The organism is Nitrospirillum amazonense (assembly GCF_007828045.1).
Classification (GTDB): Bacteria; Pseudomonadota; Alphaproteobacteria; order Azospirillales; family Azospirillaceae; genus Nitrospirillum; species Nitrospirillum amazonense_C.
Window position 1 is genome coordinate 62,816 of the sequence record NZ_VITN01000010.1, and the last position, 20,171, is coordinate 82,986.

Here is a 20,171-nt window from a genome sequence, read left to right on the forward strand (position 1 = left end):
ATGGACTGGCAATTGTCCGGCCGGCATATACAGGCCGGCGACTATCGACTTTGGGTGGCGGTGGCCGGGTCCGGCCCAACCGTCGTCTTCATCCACGGCAGTGGGCCCGGCGCCAGCGCCGCGTCCAATTTCAGCCGCAACTGGCGGGCCTTCGCCGATGCGGGCTTCCGCGTCATCCTGCCGGATCTGATCGGGTATGGCGCCAGCGACAAGCCCACGCATGTGGACTACACGCTGGACCTCTTCGCCGGCACACTGCGCGCCGCCCTGGCCGAGGTGGGTGTGGAGAGGGCCACGCTGGTCGGCAATTCCCTGGGTGGCGCCATCGCGATGCAGATCGCGCTGGATGATCCGGCGCTGGTGGATCGCCTGGTGATGATGGCGCCGGGCGGCATCGAGACGCGGGAAACCTACTTCGCCATGCCGGGCATCGCCCGCATGGTGGGGGACTTCACCAGTCCGGATTTCACCGAGGCCGATCAGCGCCGCCTGGTGACCAACTTGGTCCATGACCCCGTCCACATCACCGACGCATTGGTGGCGGAACGCTATGCCGTGGCCCGGCAACAGCCCAAGCAGGTGCTGTCCACCATGCGCGTACCCGATCTGAGCCCCCGCCTGGGGGAGCTGACCCAACCCATCCTGGGCTTCTGGGGGACCGAGGACGCCTTCTGCCCGGCCAGCGGCGCCCAGAAGTTCCTGGCGGCCTGCCCGGATGTCCGTTTCATGCTGTTCAACAAGGTCGGCCACTGGGTGATGGTGGAGCGGGCCGGGGAGTTCAACCGCCATGTCATCGACTTCCTCACGCACTGAGAACTGTCCCGCCGAACCCGCACCCGCCGACTTGGTCGAGCGACTGGCCCAGGAACTGTATGGCGCCCTGCGCGGGCGTAGGACGCTGGCTCCCCTGATCGCGCGCCATCCCAGCCTGACCATCGAGGACGCCTACCGGATTTCGTTGGCGACCTTGCGCCGCCGCGAGGCGGATGGCGAGCACGTGGTGGGCAAGAAGATCGGCGTCACCTCCAAGGCCGTCCAGGACATGCTGGGCGTCTTCCAGCCGGACTTCGGCTTCCTGACCGACCGCATGATCGTGGCCGATGGTGCCGTCGTCGACATCGCCGGCGCCGGGCTGATCCAGCCCAGGGCGGAAGCCGAGATCGCCTTCATCCTGAAGCGGGACCTGCGGGGGCCGGGGGTCACGCCGGAGGACGTTCTGGACGCCACCGAGGCGGTGGTGCCTTGCTTCGAGATCGTCGACAGCCGTATTCAGGATTGGCGCATCGGCATCGTCGATACCGTGGCCGACAACGCGTCTTGCGGCGTCTGTGTCCTGGGCGCCGCGCGGGTGCCGCCCCGGGCGCTGGACCTGCCGGCCGTGCGGGTGGTGGTGGAGAAGAACGGGGCCTTTCTCAGCGAGGGTTACGGTTCGGCCGTGCAAGGGTCGCCACAGGCGGCCGTGGCCTGGCTGGCCAACACCCTGGGCGGCTTCGGAGTGTCCCTGAAGGCGGGCGAGATCGTGCTGTCGGGCTCCCTGGTGCCGCTGGAGCCAGCCCGGCCGGGCGACCATTTCGCCATGACGCTGGATGGCATCGGCACGGCGTCCATCACGTTCAAATAACAGACAGTCAGCACGCGGCCGCCGGTCGCGGGGAAGGGAGCGGACTTTGGCCAAGGTCAAGGTAGCGATCATCGGCTCGGGCAATATCGGCACCGACCTGATGGTCAAGATCGTGCGCCGGTCGGCGCACATGGAACTGGCGGCGATGGTCGGGATCGATCCGGCGTCGGAAGGCCTGGAAAGGGCGCGCCGGCTGGGCGTGCGGGCCGTGGACAACGGTATCGGTGGCCTGCGGGAGCTGCCGGACTACGCCGACATCCGCATCGTCTTCGATGCCACCTCGGCCTATGCCCACAAGGCGCATGACGCGGCGCTGCGCGCCGACGGCAAGCGGGTGGTGGATCTCACGCCGGCGGCCCTGGGCCCCTTCACCGTGCCGGCGGTGAACATGGCGACCCATTTGGACGCGCCCAACGTCAATATGGTCACCTGCGGCGGCCAGGCCACCATCCCGATCGTCGCGGCAGTGTCGCGGGTGGCGCCGGTGCCCTATGCCGAAATCGTGGCGTCGGTCTCCAGCCGGTCCGCCGGTCCCGGCACTCGGGCCAACATCGACGAGTTCACTCGCACGACGGCGCGCGGCATCGAACTGGTGGGCGGGGCGCAGCGTGGCAAGGCCATCATCATCATGAACCCGGCCGAGCCGCCCATGATCATGCGCGACACGGTCTATACCCTGAGCCTGGGCGAAGATGAGGACGCCGTCCGCCGGTCGGTGGAAGACATGGTCCAGGCGGTGCAGCGGTATGTGCCCGGCTATCGGCTGAAGCAGGAAGTCCAGTTCGAGCGCTATGGCGATAACAACCGGTTGAAGATTCCGGGGCTGGGCGAGTTCACCGGCCTCAAGACCTCCGTCTTCCTGGAGGTGGAGGGGGCCGGCCATTACCTGCCGCCCTATGCCGGAAACCTGGACATCATGACGGCGGCGGCGGAGGCGACAGGCAACCTGATCGCCCAGCGCTTGGAAGGGGGCGTGGCATGAAGAACCCGCAGGGGGAAAAGATCTACATCCAGGACGTGACCCTGCGCGACGGCATGCACGCCATCCGCCACATGTACGGCCTGGACCATGTGCGGGCCATTGCCCGGGCGCTGGATCGCGCCGGCGTGGACGCCATCGAGGTGGCGCACGGTGACGGCCTGAATGGCACCAGCTTCAACTACGGCTTCGGCGCCCATACCGACTGGGAGTGGATCGAGGCGGTGGCCGAGGTATTGGAGCGGTCGGTGTTGACCACCCTGCTGCTGCCCGGCGTGGGCACGGTGGAGGAGTTGAAGCGCGCCTATGGGCTGGGTGTCCGCTCGGTACGGGTGGCCACCCACTGCACCGAGGCCGACGTGGCCAAGCAGCATATCGGGGCCGCCCGCGACCTGGGCATGGACGTGTCCGGCTTTCTGATGATGTCGCACATGATCGAGCCCGAGGCGCTGGCCGCCCAGGCGAAGCTGATGGAATCCTACGGTGCGCATTGCGTTTATGTGGTGGACAGCGGGGGGGCCTTGGACATGGACGGCGTCGCCGCCCGGCTCCAGGCCTATGACCGGGTGCTGAAGCCCGAGACGCAACGCGGCATGCATGCCCACCACAACCTGTCGCTGGGCGTGGCCAATTCGCTGGTGGCCGTCCAGAACGGCGCCGTGCGTATCGACGCCAGCTTGGCCGGCATGGGGGCCGGCGCCGGCAACGCCCCCCTTGAGGTGTTCATCGCCGCCGCCGACCGCAAGGGGTGGAAGCACGGCTGCGAGCTCTATCCCCTCATGGACGCGGCGGAAGACCTGGTGCGCCCGCTGCAGGATCGCCCCGTGCGGGTGGATCGCGAGACGCTAAGCCTGGGCTATTCCGGCGTCTATTCCAGCTTCCTTCGCCATGCGGAGGCCGCCGCCAAGACCTATGGAGTCGATGCGCGCGTGGTGCTGGCGGAACTGGGGCGCCGGCGCATGGTGGGCGGTCAGGAAGACATGATCGTCGACGTGGCGTTGGACATCCTGAAGGCGCGCGAGACGCGGGCCGCGACGTGAGACGCATGGGGGCGGGGAGGGCAAGATGACCGGAGAGGAGAGGCCGGGCTCTCCCGGCTGGCATTCCGCTGTCGAGGCGCCGCTGACGGTCGCGGACGCGAGCGAGGTGCGCTGGGACGCGGAAGCGGACCTGGTGGTGGTCGGCTACGGTGGTGCCGGCGTCGCCGCGGCGGTGGAGGCCGCGGAACGAGGGGCGTCCGTTATCGCCGTCGACCGCTATCACGGCGGCGGCGCCACGGCCATGAACGGCGGCGTGCTGTACGCCGGCGGCGGCACCTCGGTGCAGCAGGAAGCCGGCGTCGAGGACACGGTGGAGGATATGTACCGCTATCTGCGCCGGGAAACGGAGGGGGTGGTGTCCGACCGCACCTTGCACCGGTTCTGCGCGGAAAGCCCCGAGATGGTGGAGTGGTTGAAGGCCCACGGCGTGGCGTTCAACAGCCGGGTCTATTGGGAAAAGACCAGCTACCCCCATTCCGACTATTACCTCTACCACTCCGACAGCTGCCTGGCCCCCGAGCATGCCGCCGTGGCCAAGCCGGCGCCGCGTGGGCATCGGGTGTTCATGCCCGCCGCCAACACCGCCGTCGGATACGGTGTCGGCTTGTACTACCCCCTGCAGGCGGCGGCTGCCGGGTTGGGGGTGCGGCTATGGACCAAGGCAGAGTGCCGGCAACTGGTGGTGGACCGTCATGGCCATGTCCTTGGCGTGCGGGTCCTGCATATTCCGCCGAGGACCATGGACGCCATCGAGTATGAGCGGCTGGCGGCGAAGGGCACGAAGTACATGCTCATGTTCCCGCCGTCGTTCCCAGGGGCCGGCTTCGCCAACTGGCGGGCATCCCGCTTGTGGGAGAGGGCGCGCGCCATTGAGCGGACCGGCCGGGTGGAATGCTTTATCCACGCCCGGAAAGGGGTTTGTCTCAGCACGGGCGGCTTCATCTTCAACCGGCCGATGGTGGCCCACCATGCGCCAGCCTATGTCCAGGGCATGCCCCTGGGGTCGCCTGGGGATGATGGCAGCGGCATCCGCCTGGGGCAGACGGTGGGGGGCGCCGTCGCGCGCATGAACCATGTCAGCGCTTGGCGCTTCATCAATCCGCCTCTGGCCTGGGCCCATGGCGTCATCGTCGACAGGCGGGGAGAGCGCTACGTCAATGAGATGCTGTATGGCGCCGCCATCGGCCAGAAGATGTGCGAGGAGCGCGGGGGGCGGGCTTACCTGATCCTGGACCAGCAACTCTATGACCAGGCTTGGCAGCAGGTCACCCGCGGGAAGGTGCTGCCTTTTCAGAAATATCCCGCGATGCTGGCCATGCGTTTCGGCCGCCGCAAGGCACGCACGCTGGCCGCCCTGGCGGAGCGTTGCGGCTTTGACCCCGCCACGCTGGATCGCACAGTGACCCGATACAACCAGGCGGCCCGTGGAATCGTGTCCGACGCGTTCAACAAGGGCGCTGACAACATGGCCGTCCTGGAACGCGGGCCGTTCTATGCACTGGACATGTCCATCGATGCCAAGCTGGCGCCGCTGCCCACGCTGACCCTGGGGGGACTGACCGTGGACGAGGACACCGGTGCCGTCCTGAACAGCCAAGGCCGTGCCATTCCCGGCCTCTATGCCGCTGGCCGCGCTGCGGTGGGCATATGCTCTAATCTCTACGTCAGCGGCCTATCCGCCGCCGACTGCATCTTCTCCGGTCGTCGGGTCGGGGCGGTGATGGGCCAGGTGGTGGCGGAGCAGACAGGGACCTGACCGCTGCCACGGATGGTCGGTAATCCGTCTGCGAGGGGTCAGCGCACGATGGCGGGGTGGGGAATGCGCGGACTGCCCAGCATGTCCCGGTAGGAGGGCGGCTGTTTGCCGCCGGCATCGCGGATGCCGTAGCGTGCCGCCAACTCGGCGCCGATCTGCGTGCTGCCGGATAATTCCATGCGGTTGGGATCGGCGTGGACGGCTGCGATCAGGCGGCCGGTGAATTCCGGCGTCTCCGCCTGTTCCATGAAGGACGCGTATTGGTCCGGGCGCTGTTCCAGGGTGCGGGCCGTCCGCGCGGTCAGCAGCGGCCCCATCCAGAGGGAGAGCGTGGCCACGCCGTGCGGTGCCAAGTCCACCCCCATGTCGGCCGCGAACTTGTCCACCCCGGCCTTCTGGGCCCCGTAGGCTGGCCCATGCATATAGCAGACAGACCCGAAGGACGAGGTGAAGGCGATCAGCCCGCCGCCGGTGGCGATCATCAAGGGGGCCGCGTGGTAGCTGGCCACGTAGTGGGAGCGCAAGCCTACCGTCAGGATATCCGCCAGCTCCCGCGGCCGTTCCCAGAAGCCGCCGGGGCTGGCCAGGGCATCGTGCAGGGCGGTGGCGTTGTTCACCAGGATATCCAAGCGTCCTTGGTCATTCCGGACCCGATCGAACAGCGACGCCACCTGGTCGTCATCCCCGTGATCGACGGCCACGGGAATGCCGATGCCGCCGGCGGCCGTAACCTCCGCGGCGACGGCGCCAATGGTGCCGGGCAGTGCCGCCGCCCCTTCCACGGTCGTCCGGCCGGTGACGTAGACGGTATAACCGGCTGCGCCCAGCGCACGCGCGATGCCGGCACCCGCACCCCGGCTGGCGCCGGTCACTACAGCGACTTTGCCCACGGGCATCCCGTCAACCTCCCTGTCAGGGTCACGCGGTGGCGAGAGCCGCAAGCTCAGCGGCCGATAGCGTCAGGGCGGTGGCGCGGGCGCTCTCCGCCAACTGCTCGGGCTTGCTGGCGCCGATGATGGGAACAGTCAGGTGGGGCTGCGACGTCAGATAGGCCAGCGCCGCCGTGTTCAGGCCGACACCGTGAATTTCAGCCACCCGCGTCAGCGCCGCCAAGCGATGCCGGTTGGCCTCGTTGACGTACATGGCCTTCAGGTCATCGGGCAGGCCCTGCTCGCCGCTGGCCGCCAGCTTGGTGAAGAAGCCGCGGCTCTGGCCGGAATAGGGAACCATGGCCAGGCCAGCGGCGTGCACGGGCTGAAAGCCGTCCTCATAATAGGGACCGTAGCCCGAGACAGCCGCGACCTCGCGGTTGGGGACCGCCAAGCCCCAGAAGGGCTGGCAGGCGATAAAGCCGTCATGGCCGATCGCCTGGGCGTAGGCGCGTGCCTCCTCCAGGCGCGCCGGGGACCAGTTGGAGGCGCCGAACTGGCGAATGCGCCCGGCCTGCTGGTGTTCGATCAGCGCGTCGACCAGGGCGCCCGCAGGCTGGGTGTCGTCGTCGGTATGCAGCCAATAAAGATCGATATAGTCGGTCTGCAGGTGTTCCAGGCTTTCAGCCAAGTCGCTGGCGATGTCCTCAGGGTTCACCCGCTTGCGATAATCCATGACCTTGAGGTCGAAGAACCCGCCCTTGGTGGCCAGGACGATGTCCTGACGCCGGCGTCCCTTCATCCAGGCGCCCACCGCCCGTTCGCTGGCGCCCTTGGGCGCGTCGGGAATCCAGTCGCCGTAAGACCGGGCGGTGTCGATGAAGTTGCCGCCCAGCGCGGCGAAGGCATCCAGTAAGGCGTTGGCCCGGACCTGGTCGACCGCCGTTCCGAACATGTTGGTGCCGAGGCACAGCCGGCTGACGGCGGGCAGGGCGGAATGAAGCGCGACACGTTCGAGCATGGGATCACCTTCTGATGAGGCTGGCTGAGCAGGGTCTGGTCGGATGGCGGCGTAGTCGGGGGTGGGGGAGCGTGACCTGGCCGGTGCCGCAGCGCCGCGGCTCGGTTGTCCCAGGTTGCCTGTCGTGTACGGGGACGGACACCCTCCCAGGCGGTCCGTTTATCCGCTCACATCCTGGCGCTCCCCCAAGGCGACACTATAGTCTGTATGCGTGTTTTTAAAAGGAAAAAACTACGCAAATTATGATGTTATGAGCAGATGGGGTGGGCTTTAGTCACTGGCCCACGAAGGTTGGTGCGCGTTTCCCCAACATGGCGGCGATGGCCTCCTTGTGATCCGCAGTCGCATGGGCCAAGGCCTGCATGGTCGCGGACAGGTCCAGCACGGTCTCCAGGTTGCTGTCGCGCGCTTTCTGCAGCAGGCGCTTGGTCATGCGCACGGCATGCGGGGGATTGCAAGCGATGCGCTGTGCCAGCACCCGGGCGTGGTCCAGCAGCTCGGCATCCGGGACGATCTTGGAAACCAAGCCGCAAGCCAGCGCTTCAGCGGCGTCGATGGCGTCGCCGGTCAGGGCCATTTCGCTGGCTTTGGCGAAGCCCACGACCCGGGGCAGCAACCAGGCCCCGCCGTCGCCGGGCACGATGCCCAGCTTGACGAAGCTTTCGGCAAAGCGGGCGCTCTGTCCGGCGATACGCAGGTCGCACATGCAGGCCAAGTCACAGCCGGCGCCGATGGCCGGGCCGTTGACGGCGGCGATGACGGGTACGTCCAGCGCCGCGAACGCCAGCGGTAGCCGCTGGATGCCGTGCTTGTAGTTGCGCCGCGTCTGGGCGGGCAAAGGATCATTCACGCCGCCTTGTTCGCCCATCTTCTTCAGGTTGCCGCCGGAGGAGAACGCGCTTCCGGCGCCAGTCAGGATGGCGACCCGCACCGTCAGGTCAGCCTCGATCCGCGCCAGGACGGCCAGGATCGCCTCGATCATGTCGGGGTCGGAGATGGGATTGCGGGTCTCGGGGCGATTGAGGGTGATGAGGGCGATGCCCTCGCTCTGCTCGAATAGAACCGGTTCGGACATGGGGGTTCCCTGGTTGGATCAGCGCAGGCCCAGGCCGCGCGCGATGATGCCGCGAAGGATTTCCCGCGTTCCGCCGCGAAGCGAGAAAGCGGGCGCGTTCAGGATGGCGTAGCCCTGCACCGCCTGGAAAATGTCGTCCGATCCCAGCATCGGCTCCGTCGCCACCAGCTGGCGGGCCAGTTCGGGAATTTCCTGTTCCACGACGGCGCCGAGGTCCTTGACCAGGGCGGCTTGCAATGCCGGGTTCGCCCCTTCCTGCAACAGGCCGGCCACCGATCGGGACAAGCGCCGCAGCACCGCGAGATGGCTGCACAGGCGACCCAGCACGGCCAGCGCCTGGTCGGACGGATCAGTTCCCAGCGCCCGGATCAATTCGACCAGTAGCACGAAGGTCGACAGGAAGCGCTCCGGTCCGCTGCGCTCATAGGCTAGTTCGCCCATCACCTGGTTCCAGCCGTTGCCCTCCGTGCCGAGCAAGGCGCTGGCGGGTAGCGGCGCATCCTCGAACACCACTTCGTTGAAGTGCCGCTCACCCGACAGATCGGCGATGGGGCGGATGGTGATGCCCGGCAACGTCAGGTCCACCAGAAACTGGCTGGTGCCGCCGTGCCGATCGTCGACACCGCTGGTACGGCAGTAGAGGATCATGTAGTGGGACTTGTGGGCGTAGGTGGTCCACAGCTTGGTGCCGTTGACCCGCCAACCGTCCTGGGTCCTTACGGCGCGCGTGCGCACGGCTGCGAGGTCGGATCCGGAGTCAGGCTCGCTCATGCCGATGCAGAAAAAGCATTCGCCGGCGGCGATGCGGGGCAGGAGGTGGCGCTTCTGCTCCTCGGTCCCCTCCTTCAGCAACAGGGGGCCGCTTTGCCGGTCGGCGATCCAATGGGCGGCTACGGGCGCGCCGGCGGCCAACAGCTCTTCCAGAACGATGTAGCGCTCCAGCGCGCTCCGCTCCCGGCCGCCATATTCCTTGGGCCAGGTCATGCCGATCCAGCCGCGTTGTCCCAGCTTACGGCTGAAATCGGCATCGTATCCGCTCCAGGACTTGATGCGCTGGGACGCGGGACGGCTGGCCAGCTCCTCGGCCAGGAACTGGCGCACCTCGGCCCGCAAGTCGTCCGCGCCTGGCGGGTGGATGGGTGGCGGGAACGCGAAATGGGACATGATGGTTCCTTGGGTCGGCCGGGCCTAAAGGGTGGTGAGCAGGGGCCAAAGCCCCTTAGGGCCCGCGGCGGCCATGCGCCGGCCGATCAGGCGCTGCCAATGGGCGTCGTTGCCGAACTCATCCCGCCATGACCACAGGCGCTTGGTCAGGAAATGCAGGGCGTGCTCATGGGTGAAGCCGATGGCGCCATGAACCTGGTGGGCGATAGCGGCGATCATCCCCGCCGCCTCGCCGGCCCGGGCCTTGCCGATGGCAACCGGAAGGGGGTCGGCTCCTCCTGGTTGGGAATAGGCGTCCAGATAGCCCGCGGCCAGGTCGGCGGCGCCCTTTGTGGCGGCGACCTGGCCCGCCATCAGGGCCAAGGATTGCTGAACGGCCTGGAATTTGCCGATGGGCCGGCCGAACTGGCTGCGCTCGTTGGCGTAGGCCACGGTCATGTCCAGGACGCGGGCGGCGGCGCCCGCCAAGGCCGCGGTGCGGAACGCCGCGCCCAAGGCCAGGGGGTGGCAAATCGTGATGCCGGCCGGCAGCGGGGCGACGGCATCCCCGGGCAACTCCAAATCCACCTCCAGCCGATCGCGCGGCTCCAGCGCCAGGTTGCGGCCGGGCAGCGGCGTGACGTCCGATCGGGCGACACGGGCGGCAAGCACTTGGCCCTCAGCCTCCGCAACGATGACGATGTCACCGGCGATGCTGGCCCAGGGCACACGCTCGGCCCCACCATGGAGGTGCCAGCCAGCCCCCCGCCGCTCCAGGGTGAAGCGGTCGCCGGGCCGGGCGGGTGCCAGGGTGGCCGGTCCCTCGGCCAAAGGCAGGCCGGCATCGGCCAGCAGACGGTTGGCCAGCATGGTTTCCGCCAAAGGGACTGGCAGGGCGGTGGTCGCGGCGCTGGCGACCAGCCCAGCGGCGTCGGCCGCCTCCAATCCAACGCCGCCCGCCTCCTCCGGCACCAGGGCCAGGGGCAATCCCATCATCTGCACCCGGTCCCAGGCCGGCTGGTCCCAAACTCCGGCTTCGGCCTTATAAAGCCGGGCCGGGGTCGCCAAGTCGGCGAACAACCGGGCCGACATGTCCCGCACGATTTCACTGGTCTCGCTCACCGTTGCCGCTCCCGTCGCGTCAGGACGCCTGGGGGGACAGGCGGGGCGGAGCGACGCCGGCGATCTCGCAGGCGTAGTCCAGCAGGGCGGAGAAGTCCCGGCCCGCATAGTCGCTCCCCCGCGCCGCGCCCAAGGCGGACGCCGCCGCCTGACCGACCGGCAGGCCCAGGCGCTGCTGTGATGCCGCGGCCAGGGCCAGCATCAGGTCCTTGTGCGCCAGATCGATGGTGAACCCGGGCGCCGTATCGCCCTTCAGCACCTTGCTGGGGAAATTGATCATAAGCTGGCCGTTGGTGGCGGTGGTGCCGCCGGCGACGTCGCGCATGGTCGCCACGTTCAGTCCCAGCTTCGTGCCCAGCAGCAGGGCTTCCGCCGTCAGTTGCGCTCCCACGATGGCCAGATAGTTGTTCACGATCTTGGTGCGCGTGCCGCTGCCCTCCGGTCCGCAGCGCAGGATGGTGGTGCCCATGGCCTGCAGCAGGGGCAGGGCGCGGGCATGGCCCTCATCACTGGCACCCACCATAAACAGGGATTCGCCGCGCTCGGCATGGCTGACCAGGCGGCCGACGGGGGCGTCGACGAAGGTCTGGCCTTTCCGGCGGCAGGCGTCCGCCACGTCATCCGTGGTCGCGGGGTCGATGGTGCTCATGTCGATCACCAGGCCGCCGGTGCGCAGATGGGCCAGCACACCGTCGGGCCCCAGCATGACGCTACGGACATGGGGCGGGGCGGGCAGCATGGTGATGACGATGCCGGCTTCACGGACGGCGTCGGCCAGGCTGCCAGCCGGCTTGGCGCCCACCGCCACCAGGGCGTCGAGCTTGGCGCGGTCAAGGTCGAAGCCGATGACGGGAAAGCCCTTGCGGACCAGATTGCTGGCCATGGGCAGCCCCATGGCGCCAAGGCCGATGAAGGCGATGGTGTCGGTCATGTCGTTGACCTCCTTTCAAGGATGGGCCGGATGGCGGCCGGGGGCGGTTCAGTCGACGACCCCGTGGTTGACGTAGGTGGTCTTGCCCTCGGTGAAGAATTCGATGGCGGCGCTGCCCTGTTCGCGTCCGCCATAACCCGAGGCGCCGCGGCCGCCGAACGGCACGTGGTAGTCGATGCCGGCGGTGGGGGCGTTCACCATCACCAGGCCGGCATGGGACCGGCGGCGGAAGGCTTCGGCGGCGGAGAGCGAGCGGGTGACCACGCCGCTGGACAGGGCGTGTTCGCTGTCGTTGGCGATCGCGATCGCGTGGTCCAGGTCGTCAGCGGATATGACGCAGGCCACGGGCCCGAAAACCTCGTCACGATTGATGCGCATGGCGTTGTTGGTGCCGACGAACAGTGCCGGTTCCATGAACCAGCCCGGCCGGTCCAGGCGCTTGCCGCCGCAGGCCAGTTCAACCCCCTCGGTCCGGGCTTCCGCGACATAGCCCAGGTTCTTCTGCAACTGGCCCTCGTTGACCACCGGGCCCATGTCGGTTTCAGGCGCCATGGGGTCGCCCACCCGCAGGCCCCGGGTCCTGGCGACCAGGCGTTCGACGAAGGCGTCGTGGACATGGCGATGGACGATGATGCGGCTGGTGGCTGTGCAGCGCTGGCCCGTTGAGTGGAAGGCCCCCTGCACGGCGATGCCGGCCGCCAGCTCGAGGTCGGCGTCGTCCAGCACCACCAGCGGGTTCTTGCCGCCCAGCTCCAACTGGACCTTGATGCGTCGGGGGACGCTGCGGGCCAGGATGTCCTGCCCCACCCCTGGCGAGCCGGTGAAGCTGATGGCATCCGCGCCATCCACCAGCGCCGGGCCGAGACGAGACCCGGGACCCATCACCAGGTTGAAGACGCCGGCCGGCAGCCCGGCCTGGTGCAGCAGGCTGGCCAATTCCCAGGCGCAGGCGGGCGTGACGTCCGATGGCTTCAGGACGACGGTATTGCCGTAGGCCAGCGCGTAGGCCGTCTTCCAGGCCGGCAGGGCCATGGGGAAGTTCCAGGGCGTTATCAGGCCCACAACGCCGACCGGTTCCCGGCTTACGACCACTGTCATGCCATCGCGCAGGCCGGGCAGGCTCTCACCACCGGCGCGCAGCGGCTCGCCCGCCGCGTAGTGGAAAATCTGGGCACTGCGCCGCACCTCGCCGATACCCTCCCGCAGGGTCTTGCCTTCCTCCCGCGTCAACAGGGCACCCAATTCCTCGGCGCGGGCATGGAGCAGGTCACCCGTCCGGCGCAGGATGTCCGACCGCGTCTGCGGGTTGGTGGCCGCCCAGGCCGGTGCTGCGGCACGCGCGGCGGCAATCGCTTCGGCGGCCTGGTCCGGGCTGGCGCAGGCGTAGTGTCCGATCACGTCGTCGGGGTTGGCCGGGTTGGAATTGGGCGTGAGACGGATGCCCGCCACTTGCCGCCCGCCAATCCAGTTCAGCTTTTCCATGATATCAATCCTCTGTCTGCGAGGCGGGCGTTTCGGGGGCGCTCTGGACCACGCCCCGGCTGGCCAGTCCGTCCACCGTTTGCGGGTCCAATCCCAGGATTCGCCCCAGAACCTTGGCCGTCTGCGCTCCCACCCGGGGGGGCGCCAAGGTGTAGCGGGCCGGTGTGCGCGACAGCTTGGCCGGGAAACCCACGACGGGGATGGAGGTGCCGTCCGGCGCCGCCAGTTCATGCACCAGGCCGCGGGCCGCGATCTGGGGATCGGCGAAGACCTGGTCGACGCGGTTTATGGGGCCGGCCGGAACGCCTGCGCGGGCCAGGTGATCGATCAAGGGCGCCATTTCCCAGCCGGCGATGCTGTCCGCCAGCGCCGCCTCCAGCGTCTCGCGATGGCGCTGGCGGCCGGGGTTCGCCGTGTAGCGGGGATCGGCCGCCAAGTCGGCGCGATCCAACGCCTGGCACAGGGCGCGGAACTGGCCGTCGTTGCCCACCGCGACGATGATGTGCCCATCCCGCGTGGCGAAGCAGCGATAGGGGACGACGTTGGGGTGACCGTTGCCCAGCCGACGGGGCACTTGGCCACCCACCAGCCAGTTCATGCCCTGGTTCGCCAGCAGGGCCACTTGCGTGTCCAACAGCGCGCAGTCGATATGCTGGCCCTCGCCCGTGCGTTCATGATGGCGTAAGGCGGCCAGGATGGACACCGTGGCGTAGAGGCCGGTGAACAGGTCGGAGACCGGCACGCCCACTTTCAATGGCTCGGCCCCCGGCATGCCATCCGGTTGACCGGTGACGCTCATCAGGCCGCTCATTCCTTGGATCAGGAAGTCATAACCGCCCCGGGCCGCATAGGGGCCGGTCTGGCCGAACCCGGTGATGGAGCAGTAGATCAGGCCGGGGTTTTCGGCCGCCAGGCTGGCGTAGTCCAACCCATAGCGGGCCAAGCCTCCCACCTTGAAGTTCTCCAGCACGATGTGGCTGCGGCGGGCCAACTGGCGCACCAGCGCCGCTCCCTCAGGCTTGGCGATGTCGATGGCCACCGACTGCTTGTTGCGGTTGCAGGCCAGATAATAGGCGCTGAAGGGGTCGGCGTCGGTATCGCGGCTGGGGAGATAGGGAGGGCCCCAGCTTCGGGTATCGTCTCCCTTGCCGGGTTGCTCGATCTTGATGACGTCGGCGCCCAGGTCGCCCAGGATCTGGGCCGCCCAGGGCCCCGCCAGCACGCGGCTGAGGTCCAGGACCCGGATGCCGGCCAGCGCTGCCGGGGTGGGGGAAGTGTCGTCAGGGGGCACGAAAGACGTCTCTCATGGGGGCGGGTGGCGGCGGTCCGGCTGGGACCGCCGCTTTGGAACCGGTCAACGCAGAAGGGTGAAGTCGTTGAGGTCCGGCTTGCGCATGGCTGTCCAATAGTCGACCAGTCGATACGGCCAGGACAGGAAGATGCGGCCCTTGCTGTTGTTGTAGTAACTGTTGGCCTTGGGGTGGGTCCAAATCATGTCCTGCATGCGCCGGTCGATGCGCTCGTTGAAGGCGTCGAACGCCATCCTCGTTGGCTCGATGGCCTTGGCGCCGGCGGCCACCACCGCATCCAGGCACTCGATGATGTAGTTGACCTGGACTTCGGAGATCAGGTTCTGGCCCGCGGCATGATTGGGCGCGCTGTTCGGACCCACCGTGTAGAAGAAGTTGGGGAAGCCCGGGATGGTCACGCCCAGATGCGAGCGGGGGTCGTCCTCGCCCCAGATCCGGCCCAGGTCGGCACCCTCGCGTCCGATGACGGTAAGGGAGCCCAGCATCTTGGCGACGTTGAACCCGGTGGCCAGCGCCAGCACGTCCGCGTGCAGGCGGGTCCCGTCCTTCAGCACCACGGCGTCGGCCTCGATATGATCGACCGCCCGGTTCTCCAGGGTCACGTTGTCCCGCTTCAGGGTATCGAACCAGCCATCGTCCAGCAGGATGCGCTTAGAGAAGATCGGGTGGTCGGGAAGCAGCTTCTCGAACAGGTCCGGCCGGTCCGCTGTTGCCGCCTGCAGCTGGGACAACGCGAACTGGCGCATGCCCTCGTTATGGGCCGAGACCGACAAATCCGAGCCCGTCCAGTTGGGGTCCTTCACGACGTTCACGAACAACCCATCGCCGGCGAACCAGTAGACGCGATAACGGAACCATTCCTTGTAATGCGGGATATGGCGCAGGGCGAATTTGACGCCTTCCGTGACCTGGCGGCCGATTTCCGGATTGCGGATGACCCAGTGGCGCGAGCGCTGCAGGATGGTCAGATGCTTTACCGACGGTGCGATGGCAGGCGCCAGCTGCACGCCGCTGGCCCCGGTTCCGATCATGACCACGTCCTTGCCGGCCAAGTCGACACGGGTATCCCAGGCGGCCGTGTGCATGGCCGGACCCTTGAAGTCCTTCAGCCCCGGCATGTCCGGCAACTGCCAGCGGTTCAAAGGGCCATGGGCGTTGATGACGGCGTTCGCGTCGATGACCCATTCCCGACCATCGTTCGACCGCACGGTGACGTGCCACAGGCCCAGGTCGGCGTCATAGACGCAGGAGAGGACCTGGGTGTTGAAGATGGTCCGATCCCGGATACCGTACTTGTCCGCCACCCGCAGCAGGTAATCCTGCATATCGTGGCCCTTGGGGTGGTAGTGGTTCCACTCGGGATTGATCTCGAAGGAGAAGGAGTAGAAGTGGCTGGGCGTGTCGACCCCCACGCCGGGATAGCGGTTCTCGTACCAGGTACCGCCGACCTCGGGATTCTTCTCGATGATGACATGGTCGTAGCCGGCCTCCGCCAGCTTGATGCCGGCGACGATGCCGGTCATGCCGCAGCCGATGACCAGCACCTTGAAGCCGGCCGGCGCCGCGCGCCCCGGCACGCTGGAGCGCGGAACCGGCGTTTCGAACCCCATCTGCTCCAGCAGCATGGGCACGCATTCCTCATCCACGGTCTCAGCCACGCCGACGCTCATCATCCGGCGCATCAGGTCGTGCGACAGCGGCCGTTCGACGGGCGGCGGCGATTGGGTCAGCAGACCGAAGAGACGATCGCGCAGTTCCTGCTCCAATTCCGCCGGGATGGGTGCGGGATTATAGGCGTAGGGGGAGTGGATATGCGGGGCGAACCGCTCCAGCATCCCCTCATCCTCCGTGTAGTGCATGTAGACCATGAGCAGGGTGGGCAGGTTGGCGTCGGTCAAGGCTTGGCGCAGTCCGTCATGGTCCCGGATGGGCAGGCTGCGCGCGTCTGAAAAGGGGACCGGGGAGTGGGGTGCCATGGGACAGTCTTCCTTGGGGCTGAGGGTCGTGAGGGCAGGCGGGAGGCTGCCGGGTCAGCTTTCCAGGAGGTGCCTGGCCTGGTCGCTGAGGGTGGGGTCGGTCTGCCGGGTCAGGAAGTCGACGCGCCCCGCGATCATGCCGGCCGTCATTTCCGGCTGGGTCGAGACCCAGAACCGGCCCTCGGCGATCTGCGCCACGATGCGCTGGCAGCCCTCGTCCAGGTCCATGCCGTAGGTGGACATCAGCTCGCGCATGACCTTGCGGTGGTGGCTGGCGGCCGGCGGTTCGCCCTTGCCGCCCGCCTCATCGAAGATCGAAGTCTTCAGCATGCCGGGAATGACCGAACTGACCCGGATCGGCGCCTTGGCCATCTGCAGTTCCAGGAACAGGCATTCGCTGAAAGACTGCACCGCGTGCTTGCTCATGATGTAGGCGGTCTGCGTGGGCATGACCCCGAAGGAGCCGACCGAGGCCAGGTTGGCGATCCACGCCGGCTGGCCGGCCTTAAGCATGTGGGGCACGAAGGCGCGGACCCCGTGGACGGCGCCGTGGATGTTGACGTTCAGCGTCGTTTCCCACCGTTCGGCCGGGATTTCCCAGCTGAAGCCGATGGTCTCGATACCGGCGTTGTTGACCAGCAGCTTGACGGCGCCATGGCGGCTGAACAGGTCCGCCGCCAGGCGGTCCAGTTCCGCCGGTCGCGACACGTCCAACGTTTGCGCTTCCGCCCGGCCCCCCTGGGCGCAGATGGCGGCGGCCACCGCTTCAGCGCGGTCACCGGCGATATCGGTCACCACCACGTGCATGCCCAGTTGCCCCAGCCGCCGGGCGATGCCGGAGCCGATGCCGGCCCCCGCCCCGGTGACGACGGCGACGCCGCTGCCGAATACTTCCTGTTCGATGCTCATCTGAATTCCCCTTGAGGATCACCGGCGTGGGCTCAGTCGCCGAAGCGGTAGCGCAGCGACAAGCCGTACATGCGCGGCTCGCCGTAAATGGACGCGGAGCTGCCGAACGCGGTGTCGGTCAGGTTGCTGTTGCTGATGCGGTAGACCTTGTCCGTGGCGTTGGTGACGAACAGACGCAGGTCCAGCGGCCGGTTCAGCAGGTCCTGCCACTCCAGGCTGAGGTTCAGCAGTCCATACGGGGCTAGCGTGGCGCCCGGCTCTCCTGCCGGCGTTGAAATGGATGAGGCGAACTGCTGGTCCACCCAGGAGAAGTTGGCCGTTCCCACCAGGGAGCCCAGGGAGCGCCCCAGGTCGTACTGGTAGCGGGCGTTGAGGTTGAACTGGTGCCTGGGGGCGAAGGGGAAGGGGATGCAGCTGAGATTGGCGCTGACCGCCCTGGCGCCCGGCAGATAGGGGGAAGGCACGGCCAGCGGGCCGCTGCAGGTATCCTTCATCGTGACCAGCGGATCGGGCGGGATGTCGATGTGGAAGTTGTTGTAGTGGGCGTCCATGTAGGCGTAGGAGCCGCTCAGCTCCAGGCCCTTGGCGGGTCGTACTGAAAGCTCCAGTTCCACGCCACGGACGGTGGATGCGCCGGCATTGAAGATGCGGGCCCCCTGGTCCAGGCCGGACGCGTTCTGGAAGCCGTTGAAGGCGTTGTCGGCGCTGTTGCGCTGTATCCCGTCGTCTTCCATGTCGTAGAGGGTGGCGTTCAGCCGGACGGGAATGTTGGCGACGCTGAAGTCGGTCTTGGTTCCGACCTCGTAATTGGTGACGTGCTCGGGCGCGTAGGTCAGGCCATCCTGCTGCACCCCGACCATGTTGAAGCCGCCGGCCTTATAGCCGCGGGTGACCTTGCCATAGACGATGGTGTTCGCGGCCAGGCGGTAGTCCAACCCGACGGTCCAGGTGGTGGCCGCGGCGGTCTTGCTGGCTTGCGCCTCCGGGATATTGAAGTAGCTGCTGGCGTAGCGCCGGCCGTCATAGCTGTCCCAGGTCTCGCGGACACCGGCGGTCAGCTTCAGGCCGTCCAGTGCGCCGACATAGGCGCCGAGATCAAGATCGGACTGGGCGTAGACAGCCTTGCTCTGGGTCTTGACCGAATAGAGCACCATGCCCGGTTCGCCGAAGTTGAAGCTGCCCAGCGCCTGCAGGCCTTCCGGCTGGACATCGGAATAGAACAGGCCAACCACGGTGTTCAGTTTGTCGGCCAGGAATTTGCCCTGGATCTGCGGCTCGACGCTGAGCTGGCTCAGGTTGGTGATGTTGGTGCCCTGGCCCACTTGGCCGAAGCTGCCGGGTGTCCCGGCCACCACCAGGGTGGGGTTTTGCGCGGTCAGCGGCAGAATGGAACCATCGAGGTCCCAGGCGTAGCCCTGCTTCATCCGCTGATAGCCGAAGATATTGCGGAACAGCAGCGTGTCCGTCAGGTCGACCTTCAGGATGTCGGTCAGGCTCCAGACCTTCAGATCATCGAACTCGTTGGTGTTCAGCGCCGTCTCGCGGGGGCCCAGGGCCCGCTGGCGGGCCAGAATGCCTTGGGCGATCGTGGGGTCGTTGCTGCCGTACAGCGGGTCCGTCGGCTGGCGATAGAACAGGTTGCCGGCTAGGTTCGACAGGTTGGCGCCGGTGTTGGCATCGCTGATGGACAGGCCGGTTCCGTTGTCGTGGCTTTGCGTGTAGTAGGCGACCAGATAGTTCTCAACCCGCTCCGTCGGTGTCCAGTTAACACCCAGACGGACTGTGTCGTAGTGGCGGTCGTCGTAGTCCTTGCCGGCGAAGCCGTTGGACGGGCCGTTGGGCGTCAGCACGTAGCCGTAACCGAAGGCCTGCGGGCCGACATCCTTGGTATAGCCGTCGCGGTCCACCTTGCGGAACGACAGGCGGACAGCCAGCTTGTCGTCGACGGGGACGTTGATGACCCCTTCGTATTCCCGGTCGTTGTAGTTACCGACCTGGGCCTGGAAATAGCCCTCGAATTTATCGGTGGGCTTGGCCGGCCCCAGCAGCAAGGCGCCGCCTGTGGTGTTCTTGCCGAACAGCGTGCCCTGCGGCCCGCGCAGCACCTGCAAGGACTCCAGATCGAAGAACGTGCCCGGTCCGCCCTGATTCGAAATGATCGCGCCCTGGATCAGCGGCACCTCGGCGAAATAGTTCACGACGCCGACAGGGGCGAGATAGCTTTGCCCCTGACCGCGGATCACGACGGTTTCGGCGTTTCGGGTGGTGCCGTTGGACGTCACCATCAATGACGGGATCTTGCCGGGCAGATCCTGGGGCGTGCTGATGTTCTGTTCGTGCAGGGTGTCGGTGCTGACTGCGGTGATGGCGGTCGGAACGTCCTGAATGCGCTCCGCACGGCGGTTGGCCGTGACAATGATGTCATTGAGCGTGTTCGCATCTGTCGTGTTGGCGGGGGCTGCCGTCGAGGGCGGGACGGCGGATGGTGCCGTCGTTTGAGCGGCCGCGACGCCGGCAACCAAGGATAAAGCCGTACCGGACAACAACATTCCCAACAGCCAAGGGTTTCCTCTCCGCACGCTGTTTCCTCCCTGCATGGTTTTGTTTATTTGCGCGCCTTTCCGGGGCGCCCACCGTCATCGCTGGATGTGTTCGATCTGGAATGGCGGTCGGCGCCTCCAACTTCGCCGCGTTCAGGCGATGGGGCCGACATCCGCTCTTGCGCTCCCGTCGCGCGCAATCCTCCCTCAGCTGCTCATTCTGCGATGGCGCTACGTGCCTAGGATGTGAGTGTTCACTTACAAAGTCAATATGCGTTGACGGTTGCATTCATGAAAGCGCATAGTGCTGGTATATCGACGATTAAAAACGTTATTTGCGTAGATATATGTCGCTCTCGGGTCGCATACGCGGGCTCTGGGATAAAGTGACGTAATA

General features: G+C 67.0%; 16 protein-coding genes. 5 read left to right on the forward strand and 11 right to left on the reverse strand.

Annotation, left to right across the window (positions count from 1 at the left end):
• The 5 genes from FBZ89_RS16630 to FBZ89_RS16650 are packed head-to-tail and all read left to right on the forward strand — an operon-like array spanning position 1 to position 5,396.
• Positions 1 to 813 (forward strand): alpha/beta fold hydrolase, encoded by an 813-nt coding sequence (locus FBZ89_RS16630; protein ID WP_145751033.1) that lies wholly within the window; start codon positions 1 to 3, stop codon positions 811 to 813.
• On the forward strand, positions 788 to 1,621 hold the full coding sequence (locus FBZ89_RS16635) for a fumarylacetoacetate hydrolase family protein (RefSeq protein ID WP_145613657.1): 834 nt from the start codon (positions 788 to 790) through the stop codon (positions 1,619 to 1,621). Before FBZ89_RS16630 ends, FBZ89_RS16635 begins: the two co-directional genes overlap by 26 nt.
• Positions 1,622 to 1,667: 46 nt before the next feature.
• Complete coding sequence (locus FBZ89_RS16640; RefSeq protein ID WP_145613656.1) at positions 1,668 to 2,603, forward strand: acetaldehyde dehydrogenase (acetylating); 936 nt, start codon at positions 1,668 to 1,670, stop codon at positions 2,601 to 2,603.
• On the forward strand, positions 2,600 to 3,640 hold the full coding sequence (gene dmpG, locus FBZ89_RS16645) for a 4-hydroxy-2-oxovalerate aldolase (RefSeq protein WP_145613655.1): 1,041 nt from the start codon (positions 2,600 to 2,602) through the stop codon (positions 3,638 to 3,640). The genes FBZ89_RS16640 and dmpG overlap by 4 nt, the downstream gene beginning before the upstream one ends.
• Before the next feature lie 25 nt (positions 3,641 to 3,665).
• Complete coding sequence (locus FBZ89_RS16650; protein ID WP_145613654.1) at positions 3,666 to 5,396, forward strand: FAD-binding protein; 1,731 nt, start codon at positions 3,666 to 3,668, stop codon at positions 5,394 to 5,396.
• A 38-nt stretch (positions 5,397 to 5,434) separates the two neighbouring features.
• Here the strand turns inward: FBZ89_RS16650 and FBZ89_RS16655 are convergent, their stop codons facing one another.
• The 11 genes from FBZ89_RS16655 to FBZ89_RS16705 form a co-directional block, all read right to left on the reverse strand.
• Positions 5,435 to 6,292, reverse strand: coding sequence for an SDR family NAD(P)-dependent oxidoreductase (locus FBZ89_RS16655; protein WP_145613653.1), 858 nt, complete (start codon positions 6,290 to 6,292; stop codon positions 5,435 to 5,437).
• Between the two features lie 22 nt (positions 6,293 to 6,314).
• Positions 6,315 to 7,286 carry an aldo/keto reductase gene (locus FBZ89_RS16660; protein ID WP_145751034.1) on the reverse strand — a complete coding sequence of 324 codons (972 nt, stop codon included), beginning with the start codon at positions 7,284 to 7,286 and terminating at the stop codon, positions 6,315 to 6,317.
• A gap of 274 nt (positions 7,287 to 7,560) precedes the next feature.
• Positions 7,561 to 8,361 (reverse strand): crotonase/enoyl-CoA hydratase family protein, encoded by an 801-nt coding sequence (locus FBZ89_RS16665; protein ID WP_145613651.1) that lies wholly within the window; start codon positions 8,359 to 8,361, stop codon positions 7,561 to 7,563.
• An 18-nt stretch (positions 8,362 to 8,379) separates the two neighbouring features.
• The gene (locus tag FBZ89_RS16670) at positions 8,380 to 9,525 is read right to left on the reverse strand and encodes an acyl-CoA dehydrogenase family protein (RefSeq protein ID WP_145751035.1); all 1,146 of its coding nucleotides are present in this window, start codon (positions 9,523 to 9,525) and stop codon (positions 8,380 to 8,382) included.
• A gap of 24 nt (positions 9,526 to 9,549) precedes the next feature.
• Positions 9,550 to 10,626 (reverse strand): acyl-CoA dehydrogenase family protein, encoded by a 1,077-nt coding sequence (locus tag FBZ89_RS16675; RefSeq protein WP_145751036.1) that lies wholly within the window; start codon positions 10,624 to 10,626, stop codon positions 9,550 to 9,552.
• A 19-nt stretch (positions 10,627 to 10,645) separates the two neighbouring features.
• On the reverse strand, positions 10,646 to 11,557 hold the full coding sequence (locus FBZ89_RS16680; protein ID WP_145751037.1) for an NAD(P)-dependent oxidoreductase: 912 nt from the start codon (positions 11,555 to 11,557) through the stop codon (positions 10,646 to 10,648).
• A 48-nt stretch (positions 11,558 to 11,605) separates the two neighbouring features.
• A complete protein-coding gene (locus FBZ89_RS16685; RefSeq protein WP_145751038.1) occupies positions 11,606 to 13,039 on the reverse strand; it encodes an aldehyde dehydrogenase family protein in 1,434 nt (477 codons plus the stop codon).
• 4 nt (positions 13,040 to 13,043) lie between these two features.
• Positions 13,044 to 14,330 carry a CaiB/BaiF CoA transferase family protein gene (locus FBZ89_RS16690; RefSeq protein ID WP_211107231.1) on the reverse strand — a complete coding sequence of 429 codons (1,287 nt, stop codon included), beginning with the start codon at positions 14,328 to 14,330 and terminating at the stop codon, positions 13,044 to 13,046.
• Positions 14,331 to 14,393: 63 nt separating this feature from the next.
• Positions 14,394 to 16,325 (reverse strand): flavin-containing monooxygenase, encoded by a 1,932-nt coding sequence (locus tag FBZ89_RS16695; RefSeq protein ID WP_145613646.1) that lies wholly within the window; start codon positions 16,323 to 16,325, stop codon positions 14,394 to 14,396.
• A 54-nt stretch (positions 16,326 to 16,379) separates the two neighbouring features.
• The gene (locus FBZ89_RS16700) at positions 16,380 to 17,234 is read right to left on the reverse strand and encodes an SDR family NAD(P)-dependent oxidoreductase (protein ID WP_145613645.1); all 855 of its coding nucleotides are present in this window, start codon (positions 17,232 to 17,234) and stop codon (positions 16,380 to 16,382) included.
• A gap of 32 nt (positions 17,235 to 17,266) precedes the next feature.
• Positions 17,267 to 19,777 (reverse strand): TonB-dependent receptor, encoded by a 2,511-nt coding sequence (locus tag FBZ89_RS16705; RefSeq protein ID WP_186457402.1) that lies wholly within the window; start codon positions 19,775 to 19,777, stop codon positions 17,267 to 17,269.
• Positions 19,778 to 20,171 lie beyond the last annotated feature (394 nt).